Source organism: Pectobacterium parvum (assembly GCF_020971565.1).
Lineage (GTDB): Bacteria > Pseudomonadota > Gammaproteobacteria > Enterobacterales > Enterobacteriaceae > Pectobacterium > Pectobacterium polare.
This window is the reverse complement of record NZ_CP087392.1, coordinates 4,174,251-4,190,491: the sequence shown is the minus strand read 5'-3', so window position 1 is coordinate 4,190,491 and position 16,241 is coordinate 4,174,251. Positions and strand designations below refer to the sequence as shown.

Annotated in this window: 14 protein-coding genes and 1 pseudogene; 13 read left to right on the top strand and 2 right to left on the bottom strand. The window is 51.7% G+C overall.

What is annotated here, in order from left to right:
- The first annotated feature begins 79 nt into the window (after positions 1-79).
- Both LOZ86_RS18855 and queG read left to right on the top strand, forming a co-directional pair.
- Complete coding sequence (locus LOZ86_RS18855) at positions 80-334, top strand: phosphopantetheine-binding protein (RefSeq protein WP_052012108.1); 255 nt, start codon at positions 80-82, stop codon at positions 332-334.
- A gap of 124 nt (positions 335-458) precedes the next feature.
- The gene (queG, locus tag LOZ86_RS18850) at positions 459-1,598 is read left to right on the top strand and encodes a tRNA epoxyqueuosine(34) reductase QueG (RefSeq protein WP_039487342.1); all 1,140 of its coding nucleotides are present in this window, start codon (positions 459-461) and stop codon (positions 1,596-1,598) included.
- Between the two features lie 527 nt (positions 1,599-2,125).
- Here the strand turns inward: queG and ahpF are convergent.
- Positions 2,126-3,688 (bottom strand): alkyl hydroperoxide reductase subunit F, encoded by a 1,563-nt coding sequence (gene ahpF, locus LOZ86_RS18845; protein WP_039487344.1) that lies wholly within the window; start codon positions 3,686-3,688, stop codon positions 2,126-2,128.
- Positions 3,689-3,816: 128 nt separating this feature from the next.
- Positions 3,817-4,380 carry an alkyl hydroperoxide reductase subunit C gene (gene ahpC, locus LOZ86_RS18840; protein ID WP_039487346.1) on the bottom strand — a complete coding sequence of 188 codons (564 nt, stop codon included), beginning with the start codon at positions 4,378-4,380 and terminating at the stop codon, positions 3,817-3,819.
- 235 nt (positions 4,381-4,615) lie between these two features.
- Here ahpC and LOZ86_RS18835 point away from each other — a divergent pair.
- From LOZ86_RS18835 to LOZ86_RS18785, 11 genes and pseudogenes are all read left to right on the top strand, one after another.
- A pseudogene (locus LOZ86_RS18835) lies at positions 4,616-5,056 on the top strand (NAD(P)H-hydrate dehydratase); the annotation flags it as partial.
- Positions 5,057-5,100: 44 nt separating this feature from the next.
- The gene (gene tsaE / locus LOZ86_RS18830; protein ID WP_039487351.1) at positions 5,101-5,583 is read left to right on the top strand and encodes a tRNA (adenosine(37)-N6)-threonylcarbamoyltransferase complex ATPase subunit type 1 TsaE; all 483 of its coding nucleotides are present in this window, start codon (positions 5,101-5,103) and stop codon (positions 5,581-5,583) included.
- The gene (gene amiB / locus LOZ86_RS18825; RefSeq protein ID WP_039487353.1) at positions 5,580-7,250 is read left to right on the top strand and encodes an N-acetylmuramoyl-L-alanine amidase AmiB; all 1,671 of its coding nucleotides are present in this window, start codon (positions 5,580-5,582) and stop codon (positions 7,248-7,250) included. Before tsaE ends, amiB begins: the two co-directional genes overlap by 4 nt.
- A 51-nt stretch (positions 7,251-7,301) precedes the next feature.
- The gene (mutL, locus tag LOZ86_RS18820) at positions 7,302-9,311 is read left to right on the top strand and encodes a DNA mismatch repair endonuclease MutL (RefSeq protein WP_039487355.1); all 2,010 of its coding nucleotides are present in this window, start codon (positions 7,302-7,304) and stop codon (positions 9,309-9,311) included.
- Positions 9,304-10,239 carry a tRNA (adenosine(37)-N6)-dimethylallyltransferase MiaA gene (miaA, locus tag LOZ86_RS18815; RefSeq protein WP_039487358.1) on the top strand — a complete coding sequence of 312 codons (936 nt, stop codon included), beginning with the start codon at positions 9,304-9,306 and terminating at the stop codon, positions 10,237-10,239. Before mutL ends, miaA begins: the two co-directional genes overlap by 8 nt.
- A gap of 244 nt (positions 10,240-10,483) precedes the next feature.
- Positions 10,484-10,783: an RNA chaperone Hfq gene (gene hfq / locus LOZ86_RS18810; protein ID WP_010285823.1), complete on the top strand. Its 300-nt coding sequence runs from the start codon at positions 10,484-10,486 to the stop codon at positions 10,781-10,783.
- Between the two features lie 94 nt (positions 10,784-10,877).
- On the top strand, positions 10,878-12,158 hold the full coding sequence (gene hflX / locus LOZ86_RS18805) for a ribosome rescue GTPase HflX (protein ID WP_039487359.1): 1,281 nt from the start codon (positions 10,878-10,880) through the stop codon (positions 12,156-12,158).
- A 96-nt stretch (positions 12,159-12,254) separates the two neighbouring features.
- On the top strand, positions 12,255-13,511 hold the full coding sequence (gene hflK, locus LOZ86_RS18800; protein WP_039487360.1) for an FtsH protease activity modulator HflK: 1,257 nt from the start codon (positions 12,255-12,257) through the stop codon (positions 13,509-13,511).
- Positions 13,512-13,514: 3 nt separating this feature from the next.
- A complete protein-coding gene (hflC, locus tag LOZ86_RS18795; protein ID WP_039487362.1) occupies positions 13,515-14,507 on the top strand; it encodes a protease modulator HflC in 993 nt (330 codons plus the stop codon).
- A 127-nt stretch (positions 14,508-14,634) separates the two neighbouring features.
- Positions 14,635-14,835 (top strand): DUF2065 domain-containing protein, encoded by a 201-nt coding sequence (locus LOZ86_RS18790; protein WP_039487365.1) that lies wholly within the window; start codon positions 14,635-14,637, stop codon positions 14,833-14,835.
- A 99-nt stretch (positions 14,836-14,934) separates the two neighbouring features.
- Positions 14,935-16,233, top strand: coding sequence for an adenylosuccinate synthase (locus tag LOZ86_RS18785; protein WP_039487366.1), 1,299 nt, complete (start codon positions 14,935-14,937; stop codon positions 16,231-16,233).
- The last annotated feature ends 8 nt before the right edge of the window (positions 16,234-16,241 follow it).

Sequence of the window (16,241 nt, the reverse complement as noted above, 5' to 3'; positions counted from 1 at the left end):
AGGCGCGAATAAGTCGTCGACAAGCTTTTAAGCGCTTCAGAAAAGCGGAGGCAATTTAAAAAACCAGCGGAGGTGAAGGTTGGATTCATTGCTAATAAAAAACAATGTGTTTGAATTGATATGTGATGTTATTTATCAGGTTAATGGCACGGCGCCTGCTGAGATTAAAGCACAGGATAGCCTGATCAAGGATATTGCAATGGACTCTGTGGAGTTAGTTGATTTTCTGATAAAACTGGAAGATCTTGGCTTAGTGCTGGAACGTTCACAAATCACGAGCAAGCTAACGGTAGAGCAGGTTGTTGAATTTATGATGGTGGCATTAAGGCAATAAGGCTCAGCCTGTTGGCTATTGTTTCGGGAAACCAAGGCAAGAGCCAATGCCGCAACCATGTGCCCCAGAGTAGCCTTATTTTGTGATAAAATCGGGAAAAGACAGCACATTTTTACGGTTCCCCATGTCATACCCCTACGATCTCAACGAATTAGCACAACACATCAAACAATGGGGGCAGGCATTGGGGTTCCAGCAGGTCGGCATCTGCGACACCGATTTGTCCGCAGAAGAACCTCGGCTTCAGGATTGGCTGGATAAGCAATACCACGGGAAAATGGACTGGATGGCGCGCCACGGTATGCTGCGGGCGCGTCCGCATGAGCTGCTACCCGGCACACTGCGCGTCATCAGCGTGCGAATGAATTACCTGCCTGCCAAAGCCGCATTCGCCAGTACCTTAAAAAACCCAGAGCTCGGTTACGTTAGCCGTTATGCGCTGGGCCGCGATTACCACAAGCTGCTACGCCAGCGTCTGAAAAAGCTCGGTGACCAGATTCAGGAATACTGCGGTGAATTGAATTTTCGCCCCTTTGTCGATTCCGCGCCCATTATGGAGCGCCCGTTGGCTGCGAAAGCCGGACTTGGCTGGGTTGGTAAACACTCACTAATTCTGAACCGAGAAGCAGGCTCCTGGTTCTTTCTCGGCGAACTGCTGATCGATTTGCCCCTGCCCGTCGATCGCCCACAGGAAGAACAGTGCGGTCGCTGTGTCGCCTGCATGACCACCTGCCCAACCGGCGCAATTGTCGCACCTTATACCGTTGATGCCCGCCGCTGCATTTCCTATCTGACTATCGAATTGGAAGGTCCGATTCCTGAAGAGTTTCGTCCGCTAATGGGTAATCGCATCTATGGCTGCGATGACTGTCAGCTGATTTGCCCGTGGAATCGGTTTTCACAGCTTACCGACGAGGCGGATTTCAGCCCGCGTGCCGCACTGCACACGCCAGAGCTACTGACGCTATTCGGCTGGAATGAAGAGAAATTTCTGCGCATTACGGAAGGATCGCCGATCCGGCGCATCGGTCATCTCCGCTGGCTACGTAATATTGCCGTCGCACTGGGGAATGCACCCTATCAGGATAGTATCGTGCTAGCACTGCAAGCTCGTCTGGGTGAAAGCGAACTGTTGGATGAACATATCCACTGGGCGATTCGTCAGCAGTTGGAACGTCGCGCGTTACTGGAAATTGACGTCCAGTCCACACAGAAAAAGCGACTTATTCGTGCAGTAGAGAAAGGATTACCGCGTGATGCGTGAGGCACTCAAACTCTTGTCATCAGTTTGTCGCACGCGCTGTGAATAAATAAAAAAAACCGTTGGCAATCAACTGTCACAAAAAGTACAAGTGATACTTATACCGTTTTATAAGTAAAATTTATGAATATATATCAATAAGATACACTACAGTATTTTATCAAAAATATAGCGTGATTAATAAATAACCAACAGACAGCCTGTGGATAAGTCTGTTAAGAAGAATATTATTTTTTGTATTAACCGATAAAAAATGATGTGGATTTGAGGTAACGCTTGTGCTCGAAATATGATGCTGTGTAGACAGTAAAAAACGGGCAACAGCACAAAGCGGCGAGCATTATGGATTTCTTATTGTCCTTTAGCAAGGGCTGAGATCTAATTTTTACGATCGAAGGGGAATTTTATGATCAAAAACAAAAACGCGGCGACACCTCTTTATGAGGCATCGCCGCGCGGAACGTTAAGATCGTCGTCAGAGAAGCGGAAGGATGGTAAATATGTCCACCTTCGTCCTCAACAGATCGATGTTATGCACGGGTTCTGATCAGGTAATCAAAGGCGCTCAAGGACGCTTTTGCACCTTCCCCCGTCGCGATAATGATCTGCTTGTACGGCACCGTCGTACAGTCGCCGGCAGCAAAGACCCCTTTCACGCTGGTTTCGCACTTAGCATCGATCTCGATTTCACCGATGCGGTTTCTGGCTACCGTGCCTTCCAGCCAGTGGGTGTTAGGCAACAGGCCAATCTGCACGAAGATCCCTTCCAGTGCGACATCATGCACCGTATCGGTAATACGATCTTTGTAGCTCAGCCCCGTCACCTTCTGCCCATCGCCTTTCACTTCGGTGGTTTGCGCATTCAGGATGATGTCAACGTTCGGCAGGCTACGTACTTTTTCCTGTAATACCGAATCCGCTTTCAGTTCTGGGGCAAACTCAAGCAGCGTGACATGTTTCACCACGCCAGCCAGATCGATAGCCGCTTCGACACCGGAATTTCCGCCGCCAATCACCGCGACGTGCTTACCTTTAAACAGCGGGCCATCACAGTGCGGGCAGTATGTTACGCCACGTGTACGGTACTGATCTTCGCCGGGTACATTCATGTTTCTCCAACGTGCGCCGGTCGCAATGATCACACTGCGCGCTTTCAGCGTCGCGCCGGATATGGTGATCACCTGATGCGGTTTACCCGGTTCACCGCCAGGAATTAAGGCTTCTGCACTCTGCGCGTCGATCACATCGACATCGTAGTCATCAACATGGCTCTTCAGCGCCGTCGCCAGTTTGGCCCCTTCCGTTTTCGGCACGGAAATGTAGTTTTCGATATCGACGGTATCCAGTACCTGACCGCCAAAGCGCTCACCGACTAACCCGGTGCGGATGCCTTTACGCGCCGAATAGACCGCGGCTGCTGCACCCGCTGGGCCGCTACCGATGATTAACACATCATAGACATCGCGTTGGTTCAGTTTCTCAACTTGTTTAGCGCCTGCGCCAGTATCGATTTTAGTCACAATCTCTGCGAGGCTCGTCCGCCCCTGGCTGAAATGCTCGCCATTCAGGAAAATGGTGGGAACGCCCATGACATTACGGCTTTGAATCTCATCTTGGAACACACCGCCGTCAATCGCGGTATGAGTAATATTCGGATTCAGCACCGCCATTAAATTCAGTGCCTGCACCACGTCCGGGCAGTTGTGGCAGGACAGCGAGTAATACGTTTCAAAGTGGAACGAACCGTCAAGATGGCGGATTTGGTCGAGTAATTCTTTCGCCTCTTTCGACGGATGACCGCCCACCTGCAATAACGCCAGAATCAGGGAGGTAAATTCGTGTCCCATCGGTGCACCGGCAAAACGCGGGCCGCTTTGGGAACCTGGATTGGTAATCAGGAATGACGGCTTACGTACTGCCAGATCATTCTTTTCAATAAAACTTACCCGATCGGACAGCTCAGCAATCTCAGCCAGCAGGGTTCTGACTTCAGCAGATTTGGCGGAGTCATCCAGAGTCGCAATCAACTCAACAGGTTTGGTTAATTTTTCCAGATAGGCTTTCAACTGGACTTTCATCGTATTGTCGAGCATTGGTCGTCCTTAATTAGGCAAGTAGGTACAAAAGCAAAATCGTGCTGGGTGCTGGCCCCAAAAGGCCGGGCCAGAAAAATCGGGTGCAACGCACCCGACAAAACAGTCATATTTTCCGAGGTGTTAGCTTAGATTTTGCCAACCAGATCCAGAGACGGTGCCAGCGTAGCCTCGCCTTCTTTCCACTTGGCTGGGCACACTTCGCCCGGGTGGGAAGCCACGTACTGCGCCGCTTTCACTTTGCGCAGCAGGTCAGAGGCATCGCGGCCAATGCCTTCAGCCGTGATTTCTACCGCTTGGATGATGCCCTGTGGGTCAACGATGAACGTACCGCGATCGGCCAGGCCTTCTGCTTCGCGCAGGTTCTCAAAGTTACGCGTCAGTTGGCCCGTTGGGTCACCGATCATGGTGTATTTGATTTTGCCAATGGTTTCAGAGCTGCTGTGCCATGCTTTGTGCGTGAAGTGGGTGTCAGTGGAAACAGAGTAGATTTCCACGCCACGCTGTTGGAATTCGTCGTAGTGGTCAGCGACATCACCCAGTTCGGTCGGGCAGACAAACGTAAAGTCAGCCGGATAGAAGAAGAACACGCTCCATTTGCCTTCGATGTTCTTCTCAGTCACTTCAATGAATTGACCGTCTTTGAAAGCCATGTTTTTGAATGGTTTAACTTGGGTATTAATTACTGACATCACTTTATCCTCATGTGTTTTCGCATGTGGCTAAAGTACAGAAATGTGATCGCTATCACCAATCCGTTGTCTTTATCGAATCAATAAGCAATACCTAACTTGCGATCTGCTACGTCAGGCGCACTCGGTATATTAAAAATCGCTTTAACTAGCATACATAGCAATAGTGGGTAGCGAGGGAATTGAACCAGCCTTTGTCTCGTAGCCGCAGAATTCTCTTTCACTCTGCGATTTAGGAATAGTGCGAGTACTTACTTACAACCAGTATCCGTTGGCGTCTCTGGCGGTTGACCTACGTTAATGGTGCAAGAGTTGACGACAAAGGCTGGAATAGGCGGATGTCGTGGTGATTGAACCCGATTTAGGGCAGGATGACTGGGATAAAAGCGCGCTGCGTCTGGTAGAAAATTGTAACAAACCCATGTTGTGGGATGCGGATATGCTTAACCTGCTGGCAATCAATCCGCATAAGCGGCAGAATCGCGTGCTGACACCTCACCCCGGAGAAGCGGCACGTTTACTAAGTTGCCGCGTTGCTGATATCGAAAGTGATCGATTACTTGCGGTCACAACGTTGGTTAAACGCGATGGCGGCGTTGTCGTATTAAAAGGTACGGGAACGGTGACTACCCGCGATGATCGAGAAGAGGTTGCCATTTCTGATGTGGGAAATCCCGAGCCGATGTTTTTAGAACCGATGTTTTTAGAACAATAGATAGAATGAAAAAAATAGTCTTACTTCTGCCGGATGAGGCAGCAACGATCTCTTTAGGCACGGCGCTGGCGAAAGCCTGTGGCGGTGCTTGTGTTATCCACCTTTATGGCGACCTCGGTGCGGGGAAAACGACGTTTAGTCGCGGGTTCCTACAGGCGCGCGGTCATCAGGGCAATGTCAAAAGCCCCACTTATACGCTGGTCGAGCCTTATGCGTTATTGCCGCTGGCGGTCTACCACTTTGATCTCTATCGACTGGCCGACCCGGAAGAGTTGGAGTTTATGGGGATCCGCGATTATCTGACACAGGATGCCATTTGCCTGATTGAATGGCCGCAGCAGGGGGCTGGTGTGCTGCCCGAGGCTGATATCGAACTGCGTTTGCGCTATCAGGATCAGGGCCGACAGGCTGAACTGTCCGCTGTCTCTGCGACGGGAGATGCGATGTTACAACGTTTTTCTCTTCAGCCAGGAACAACAGAATCATGATGAGTCGTATGGTTAAGCTGTTCATCGGCGTATGGCTGTTGCTGGCAGGAACGGCGTGGGCAGCCAATCTGTCGGATATCAAGGTGGACAATGCGTCAGGCCAGGCCACGGTACGCCTGAGCTTTAGCGGTCAGCCTATTTATGCTTTTTTCCCGCTCAGTAACCCCGCCAGAGTGGTCATCGATATTCGTCAGACTGGCATTATTCAGGGGCTGCCGTTGGATTTCAGCGGGCAAAATCTGATTAAGCGTGTGCGAACCAGTAACGCGCAGGATGCACAAAGCCTGCGTTTGGTGCTGGATTTAACTCAGGCGGCTAAAACGCGGGCCGTGACGCAAAAAGAAGGATCGGGCTACGTTGTTGTCTTCACCATCACCGGCGATAAAGCCAAAACGGTGCAAACCTCTGCGCCTCCGGCTTCACGCCAGCAAAATAGCGCGCCGGCAGAACCAGCCAAAAATCCTTTTACCAACAAACCGACTGTTGCCGTCAATACCCGTTCGTCATCTACTCGTGCGCCAGCACAGCAGGGGAAGGAACGCGTCGTTGTGGCGATTGATGCGGGGCACGGTGGGCAGGACCCAGGGGCGATTGGCACGAACGGGCTGCGGGAGAAAAATGTCACCATTTCTATCGCGCGTAAGTTACAAGTCTTACTGAATAACGATCCGGCCTTTAAAGGCGTGCTGACGCGTGACGGCGACTACTTTATCTCCGTCATGGGGCGTTCGGACGTGGCGCGTAAGCAGGGTGCGAACCTGTTAGTGTCGATTCACGCGGATGCGGCACCGAACCGTAATGCCAAAGGCGCGTCTGTTTGGGTGCTGTCCAACCGCCGTGCGAACAGTGAAATGGCAAACTGGCTGGAGCAGCATGAGAAGCAGTCTGAGCTGCTGGGCGGGGCGGGCGATCTACTGGCGAACAGCAGTGCCGATCCTTATCTCAGTCAGGCGGTGCTGGATCTGCAATTTGGCCACTCCCAGCGCGTTGGATATGACGTGGCGACCAAGGTGCTAGGTGAACTCCAGCGCGTTGGGGGGCTGCATAAACGACGTCCTGAACATGCCAGTCTGGGTGTGTTGCGCTCGCCGGATATTCCCTCTCTGCTGGTGGAAACCGGATTTATCACCAATGTTGCAGAAGAACGGCTGTTGGGAAGTAACGACTATCAGGAAAAAGTCGCCACTGCGATTTATCGAGGGCTGAGGAGCTATTTCCAAACTCATCCGATGCAATCTCTCCCAAAGCAGGAAAGCCGCCCGCTACAGTCGGCGGCAAGTGATACGGTGGCATCCGGCACCAGCGTAACGGCAGCCAAAGCGAGTGCAGGCAGCTTGCGTCACACAGTCGCGCGTGGTGAAACGCTTTCTTCCATCGCGCGACGCTATAACGTCAGTCTCGCGGCTATGCGTGACGTGAATAAGCTGAACAAGGACATCGTCTGGGTTGGGCAACGTTTGAATATTCCCGCTACCGGAACGAAGCAGACGGCATCAACACCTGCGCCCAAAAAGGCCGCGCCGGTGAAGCATAAGGTCGTAAAGGGTGATAGCCTGAGTGCGATTGCAGCCCGTTACGGTGTCAGTATGAAAGAGATCCAACAGGCGAATAATATGCGCTCCGGCACGGTACAGCTGGGGCAAACGCTGGTTATTCCGTCTGCCTGATTCTTCATGCTGACGATGTCGATAGATTGAAGATAGTAAGAGGGATACGCCATGCCGATTCAGGTGTTGCCACCACAACTGGCTAACCAGATCGCTGCCGGAGAAGTGGTTGAGCGTCCGGCTTCGGTCGTGAAGGAGCTGGTGGAAAACAGTCTGGATGCAGGCGCGACCCGGATTGATATCGACATAGAACGCGGTGGCGCGAAGCTGATCCGTATTCGTGACAATGGCTCGGGTATCGGAAAGGATGAATTAACGCTGGCGCTGGCACGTCATGCGACCAGCAAAATTGCGACGCTCGACGATCTGGAAGCCATCGTTAGTATGGGGTTTCGCGGCGAAGCGCTGGCGAGTATCAGTTCCGTCTCCCGTCTAACCCTGACATCACGCACCGCCGAACAATCCGAAGCCTGGCAGGCTTATGCCGAAGGGCGCGACATGGCGGTGACTGTCAAACCCGCCGCCCACCCTGTCGGCACCACGCTGGAAGTGCTGGATCTGTTTTATAACACCCCCGCCCGCCGTAAATTTATGCGCACCGAAAAAACCGAATTCACCCATATTGATGAGGTGGTGCGCCGTATCGCGCTGGCTCGTTTCGGTGTTGCCATCACGCTGCATCATAACGGTAAGCTGATGCGGCAGTATCGTGCAGCGCCGGATAAAAGCCAGTATGAACGCCGTCTGGGCAGCATCTGCGGTGCGACATTCCTGCAACATGCGCTGGCAGTATCATGGCAACACGGCGATCTCACCATTCATGGCTGGGTGGCCGATCCGGTTGGCGCGAAACAGCTGCCTGATATGCAGTATTGCTACGTAAACCAGCGCATGATGCGCGATCGGTTGATTAATCATGCTATTCGGCAGGCTTATCAGGATCAGCTTAGTGACGAGCAGCAGCCCGCCTATGTGCTGTATCTGGAGATCGACCCGCATCAGGTGGATGTCAATGTGCATCCTGCCAAGCATGAGGTACGCTTCCATCAGGCGCGTCTGGTGCATGACTTCATCTATCAGGCGGTGATGTCCGTTCTGCAACAGGCATCCTCACCGGCGCTTGGTATGACAGAGCCGGAGACTGGGAAACCCGTGCAATGGCAGCAGGAAAACCGCACTGCCGCAGGTGAAAACCACTTTGCCCAGCCGTCACGTACCGATAGTTCGCCGTCGTATGGTGGGAAAACGCCGCGCGCGGGTCATTCCGGTCAGGCGAGAGAATCTGCCTATTCCGTCTATCAGCCAGAGAATCCGTACCAGAAGAAGCAAGGTGATTTGTATAAGATGCTGCTGCAACCAGCGGATAACGCAGCAAGTGCACCGCCGTCGTCTGGCGAGCGTATTTCTGTACCGTCGAATCACATTATGTCGCCGGATAGGGTTGTCCCCTCCACGGTATCGCATGACGCACCACCAAATCTAACTGCGACGGACACCGCAGCCAGCAATAACAAGCAACGTGCGTCGGTTGAATCACCGCTGGAAAGTCAATCAAACGGTTTTGGGCGGGTATTGACGGTTTATCCGCCGTGCTACGCGCTGTTGGAGTACCATAAGGGACTGGCGATGCTGTCGCTTTCCGTTGCTGAACGTTATCTAAAAGCGGTGCAGTTGACACCGTCGGAAGAAGGGTTGCGGGCGCAGCCGTTATTGATCCCGCAGCGCCTGACGTTGAGTAAATCTGAGCTGAACGTTTTATCTGCCCATCATGCTTTGCTGGCGCGTTTTGGTATTGAAGTCGTGGTTGAGTCACCGCGTGCCACATTGCGTGCCGTACCTTTACCATTGCGCCAACAAAATTTACAAAACTTGATTTCCGAACTGGTAGGCTATCTGGCCAACTATCAAACGGTTGAGACACAGCAGGTGGAACCTGGCGTGTTGGCATCATGGATGGCAACGCGATTGCAGAGCGAACAGGAAAGCTGGAGCCATTCTCAGGCCATACAATTACTGGCGGATGTCGAGCGGCTTTGTCCGCAGTTGGCGAAAACGCCGCCGTCTGAACTTTTATCTGTGATGGACATCCAGGATGCCATCAAGGCTTTAAAGCATGAGTGATGTAGAACAAGCGTCGTTGCCGCCCGCCATTTTTATCATGGGGCCGACGGCGTCAGGAAAAACGGCATTGGCAATGGCGTTACGAGAATATTTGCCGGTAGAGTTGATTAGCGTAGATTCCGCCCTCATCTATAAAGAGATGGATATTGGGACGGCGAAACCGAGTGCGGAAGAGCTGGCACTGGCCCCGCATCGGTTAATCGATATTCTCGATCCGACAGAATCCTATTCTGCGGCCGATTTTCGCCGCGATGCGCTACGTGAGATGACGGACATTACCGCTGCCGGGCGCATTCCCCTGTTAGTCGGGGGGACGATGCTGTATTTCAAGGCGCTGCTAGAGGGACTTTCTCCTCTGCCGTCAGCCGATGCTGCTGTACGTCAACGCATTGAAGATCAGGCAAAAGAAATCGGCTGGGAAGCGATGCATCGGCAGCTCAGTGAGATCGATCCGGTAGCAGCAATTCGGATTCATCCAAATGATCCGCAGAGACTCTCGCGAGCACTGGAAGTTTTTTTCGTTTCAGGTAACACTTTAACTGAACTGACAAAAACGTCTGGCGACGCGCTGCCCTATCAGGTTCATCAGTTTGCTATCGCCCCGGCGACGCGTGAATTGTTGCATGAGCGGATTGAACAGCGTTTTCATCAGATGTTGGCGGCAGGTTTTGAGACAGAAGCCCGGACATTGTTTGCTCGGCATGACCTTCATACGGATATGCCCTCTATTCGTTGTGTTGGTTATCGCCAGATGTGGTCATATTTATCCGGTGAAATTGATTACGATGAGATGGTTTATCGGGGAATTTGTGCGACGCGTCAGTTAGCGAAGCGCCAAATGACCTGGCTGCGCGGTTGGGATGATGTCTGCTGGCTGGATAGCGAAAAACCGACCGAAGCACTGGACAAGGTAATACACTTTAAATAATTCAAGTTTCAGAAAGGCGGCAAGGGAAGGAGTTCCGATGAGCTTACTCAGGTAAGTGATTCGGGTGAGTGAGCGCAGCCAACGCATATGCAACTTGAAGTATGACGAGTGGACAGGTTGTTAGTGCATAGGTTGAGTGATTGTGTACAATCGGTGAGTCTCAGCGTGCAAGTTTTTTTACACCGTTATTTTAGAGCCATAGGGTTCTTTGTTACAAACAACATACAAATAAGGAAAATATAGAATGGCTAAGGGGCAATCTTTGCAAGATCCGTTCTTGAACGCTTTGCGTCGTGAACGTGTTCCAGTTTCGATTTATTTGGTTAACGGTATTAAGTTGCAAGGTCAGATCGAATCTTTCGATCAGTTCGTGATTTTGTTGAAAAACACGGTAAGTCAGATGGTTTATAAGCACGCCATCTCTACAGTTGTTCCCTCTCGCCCAGTCTCTCACCATAGCAACAATCCTGGCGGCAGCAACAACTATCACGGTAGTAACACGACTGCTCAGCAGCAGTCGCAGGAAGCTGATGACGCCGAATAAGGCGTATTGTCAATTCACCACGGCGCGGGAGAGCTGGACGCATCGCTCGGCTCCTTCGCTGTGGTGTTTTTTGCTCGTTTGAGAGGTTACTCGCTTGTTTGACCGTTATGAATCAGGTGAACGGGCTATATTAGTTCATATTTTCTTTTCGCAAGATAGAGATACGGAAGATTTGCTGGAGTTTGAATCTCTGGTTTCTTCTGCCGGTATTGAATCCTTGCAGGTGGTTACTGGCAGCCGTAAATCGCCTCATCCCAAGTATTTTGTCGGGGAAGGTAAAGCTGAAGAAATTGCTCAGGCAGTAAAAGAAACTGGCGCGTTCGTCGTGCTGTTTGATCATGCGCTGACGCCAGCTCAGGAACGTAACCTGGAGCGTTTGTGCGAGTGCCGGGTGATCGATCGTACCGGACTGATTTTAGATATTTTTGCCCAGCGAGCGCGTACGCACGAGGGGAAATTACAGGTAGAACTGGCACAGCTGCGCCACCTTGCGACCCGACTGGTTCGCGGCTGGACGCACCTTGAACGCCAGAAAGGCGGTATCGGTTTGCGTGGCCCAGGTGAAACCCAGCTTGAAACCGACCGTCGTTTATTGCGTAACCGTATCATGCAGATACTGTCGCGTCTTGAACGGGTAGAAAAACAGCGTGAACAAGGGCGCCGGTCACGGGTTCGTGCCGATGTCCCCACTGTTTCGCTGGTGGGCTATACCAACGCGGGTAAATCCACGCTGTTTAACAAGATTACATCGGCGGGTGTCTATGTCGCCGATCAGTTATTTGCCACACTGGACCCAACATTGCGCCGCATTCAAGTGGATGATGTTGGTGATACGGTGTTGGCGGATACCGTAGGTTTTATCCGGCAGTTGCCCCATGATTTGGTCGCTGCGTTTAAGGCTACATTACAGGAAACACGTCAGGCCTCGCTGCTGCTGCACGTTGTTGATGCTGCCGATCCTCGTCTTGACGAGAACATTGAAGCGGTTGATGACGTATTAGCGGAAATTGAGGCGGACGAAATACCTGCGCTGTTGGTAATGAACAAAATTGATATGCTGGATGATTTCGTTCCGCGTATCGATCGCAACGAAGAGAACCTACCGGTGCGGGTCTGGCTTTCAGCACAGACTGGCGACGGTATTCCGTTGCTATTTCAGGCATTAACTGAGCGGCTTTCCGGGGAAATCGCACAACATACCTTGCATCTTCCCCCGCAGGCAGGACGCTTGCGTAGTCGTTTTTACCAGCTTCAGGCAATAGAAAAAGAATGGATTGAAGAGGATGGGCAAATTGGTCTGGTTATTCGTATGCCGATTGCTGACTGGCGCCGCCTCTGCAAAAAAGAGCAGGAACTGATGGACTATATTGTCTGATTTGACTGGCATAAACAGTCTGAACGGTGAAATAGTCTGACGGACTCTGGGATATTGAACCTGAAGAACACTTATCATAAAGAATGGAGCTAAAACATGGCGTGGAATCAGCCCGGTAATAACGGACAAGACCGCGACCCGTGGGGGAGCAGCAGCAATAATGGCGGCAACTCTGGCGGAAATAACAATAAAGGTGGCCGAGATCAGGGGCCGCCGGATCTGGACGACATCTTCCGTAAACTGAGCAAAAAACTCAGCGATCTGGGTGGCGGAAAAGGTTCTGGCTCAAGCAACAGTGGAAATTCTGGTGGCCCAGCATTGGGTGGCCGGATCGTCGGTATCGCTGCCGTCGCTGCGGTTGTCATCTGGGCTGCTACTGGTTTCTATACCATTAAAGAAGCGGAACGCGGTGTCGTAACGCGCTTTGGTAAGTTCAGCCATTTGGTTAGTCCGGGTCTTAACTGGAAACCGACCTTTATCGATTCTGTTCGCGCGGTGAACGTTGAATCGGTGCGTGAACTGGCGACGTCGGGCGTGATGTTGACGTCGGATGAAAACGTCGTGCGCGTTGAAATGAACGTGCAGTATCGTGTCACGCAGCCAGAACAATATCTGTTCAGTGTAACCAATGCGGATGACAGCCTACGTCAGGCAACTGACAGTGCGCTGCGCGGCGTTATTGGTAAATACACGATGGACAAAATTTTGACGGAAGGCCGTACCATCGTGCGTACGGATACCCAGCGTGTACTGGAAGAAACGGTTCGTCCGTACAACATGGGTATCACGCTGCTCGACGTCAACTTCCAGACTGCGCGTCCGCCGGAAGAAGTTAAGGCGGCGTTTGATGATGCGATTGCCGCACGTGAAAACGAACAGCAATATATTCGTGAAGCGGAAGCGTATGCGAACGAAGTACAGCCGCGTGCTAACGGTCAGGCTCAACGTATTCTGGAGGAGTCTCGCGCTTATAAAACGCGTACCGTTCTGGAAGCTCAGGGTGAAGTTGCCCGTTTTGCCAGAGTCTTACCGGAATATAAAGCTGCGCCAGAAATCACCCGCGAGCGTTTATATATCGAAACGATGGAACGCGTGCTGAGCCATACTCGTAAAGTTCTGGTTAATGACAAAGGGAGCAACCTGATGGTGCTGCCGTTGGATCAGATGCTGCGCGGACAAGGCGGTGAAAATACGCAAAGCAACAACAGCAGTGCTAATCCACTGCGTTTGCCTAGCAACAGCAGCGGTGCGGCGAATAGCAACCAAACGCGTAGCAGTAACAATGGAAATATCATGGATCAGCGCAGAGCAAATGCGCAGCGTGATGACCTCACTCGAGTAGGGAGAGAATAATCGATGCGTAAGCCCTTACTATTTATCTTGATCCTGGTACTGATGGTGGTCTATGCGTCACTGTTTGTGGTGCAGGAAGGCCAGCGCGGCATTGTGATGCGTTTTGGCAAAGTATTGCGTGATGACGAGAATAAGCCGCTGATCTATGTACCGGGATTGCAGTTCAAGATTCCGTTTATCGACTCAGTGAAAATGCTGGATGCCCGTATCCAGACGATGGAAAACCAGGCTGACCGCTTTATCACTAAAGAGCAGAAAGACCTGATTGTCGATTCCTACCTCAAATGGCGTATCAGCGATTTCAGCCGCTACTATCTGGCAACGGGCGGTGGTGACATCTCTCAGGCTGAAGTGCTGCTGAAACGTAAATTCAGTGACCGTCTGCGTTCCGAGATTGGTCGTCTGGATGTGAAAGGCATTGTTACCGACTCGCGTGGTCAACTGATGTCTGACGTGCGTGAAGCGTTGAATACTGGTACCGGTGAAACGACTGAAGCCGATAATGCGATTGCTTCTGCTGCTGCGCGTGTTGAGAAAGAGACCACGAGCAACGAACCTCATATCAACCCTAACAGTATGGCTGCGCTGGGTATTGAGGTTATCGATGTGCGAATTAAGCAGATCAACCTGCCAACTGAAGTGTCTGACGCGATTTACCAACGTATGCGTGCAGAGCGTGAAGCGGTAGCACGTCGCCACCGTTCACAAGGTCAGGAAGAAGCTGAAAAGCTGAAAGCGACGGCAGACTATGAAGTTACCCGTACGCTGGCTGAAGCTGAACGTCAAGGACGTATCACTCGTGGTGAAGGGGATGCCGAAGCGGCGAAACTGTTTGCTAACGCATTCAGTGAAGATCCTGACTTCTACTCCTTCATTCGTAGCCTGCGTGCGTATGAAAGCAGCTTCAGTAGTAATCAGGACGTAATGGTTCTCAGCCCAGATAGTGACTTCTTCCGCTACATGAAGTCACCGGACAGTGTGTTGCCACGCCGCTGATAGTCATTAACTGACGTCTTTCATCAAGCCCGGGTTATATCTCCGGGCTTTTTTTTGCCATTTTCTGGCAGAGACAAATCCACGGGTTTTGGTCCTGTTCGTACTTGAAGCGGGAAAAGGGGTTGTTATGAATTCAACGATTTGGCTGGCGCTCGGGCTGGTTTTGGTACTCGAAGGTCTGGGGCCGCTGCTGTTTCCCGGTCTCTGGCGGCGTATGATTTTGGGGATAGCGCAGTTGCCGGATACTATTTTGCGTCGTTTTGGCGGTGGAATAGTTGTTGCTGGGTGCGTGATCTACTACATGTTGCGTAGCCGGATGGGTGGCTAAAATTAAGCGGAAAAATGTGCGCAATCGTGTGCTAAAAGTACTGAAAGCATCCAAATGAGATGGTAGAATCCTTTTTTAAGCAACCTGGTGATTCTTGAAATGGGTAAGAACGTCGTCGTACTGGGCACCCAATGGGGTGACGAAGGTAAAGGCAAGGTCGTTGACCTGCTGACTGAACGGGCTAAATATGTTGTGCGCTATCAGGGCGGACACAACGCTGGCCACACGCTGGTTATCAACGGTGAAAAAACCGTCCTTCATTTAATTCCTTCTGGCATTCTGCGTGAAAATGTTGTCAGCATCATCGGTAACGGTGTTGTGCTGGCGCCTGACGCATTGATGAAAGAAATGACGGAGCTTGAAGCGCGTGGCGTCCCGGTACGCGAACGTCTGCTGCTTTCTGAAGCCTGTCCGTTAATCCTGCCTTATCACGTCGCACTGGATAACGCGCGTGAAAAAGCGCGTGGTGCGAAAGCAATTGGTACGACTGGCCGTGGTATCGGTCCTGCGTATGAAGATAAAGTTGCTCGCCGTGGTCTGCGCGTTGGCGATCTGTTTGATAAAGAAACCTTTGCCGTCAAACTGAAAGAGATCGTCGAATACCATAACTTCCAGTTGGTTAACTACTATAAAGCTGATGCTGTCGACTACCAGAAAGTGTTGGACGACGTGTTAGCGATTGCTGATATTCTGACTGCGATGGTCGTTGATGTTTCCGATCTGCTGTACAAAGCGCACCTGCGTGGCGATTTCGTCATGTTTGAAGGCGCGCAGGGTACGCTGCTGGATATCGACCACGGTACCTATCCATACGTGACTTCCTCAAACACCACTGCGGGCGGCGTTGCTACCGGCTCTGGTCTGGGTCCACGCTATGTAGACTACGTACTGGGTATCGTGAAAGCTTACTCTACCCGTGTAGGTGCAGGTCCATTCCCGACTGAACTGTTTGAAGAAGTCGGCGAACATCTGTCTCAGAAAGGTAACGAGTTTGGCGCGACAACGGGTCGTCGTCGTCGTACCGGCTGGCTGGATGCGGTTGCCGTACGTCGTGCGGTACAGATCAACTCGCTGTCCGGTTTCTGCCTGACTAAGCTGGATGTTCTGGACGGTCTGAAAGAGATTAAAATCTGCGTAGGCTATCGTTTGCCGAATGGCGCCGAAGTGGATACTACTCCGCTGGCTGCTGAAGGCTGGGAAGGTCTTGAGCCGATTTACGAAACAGTGCCGGGCTGGTCTGAAAGCACGTTTGGCGTGAAAGATCACAGCAAACTGCCGCAGGCTGCGCTGAACTACATCAAACGTATCGAAGAAATCACTGGCGTGCCGATTGATATTATTTCTACCGGCCCAGATCGTAGCGAAACGATGGTGTTGCGCGATCCGTTCGACGCTTGATTTTGCCA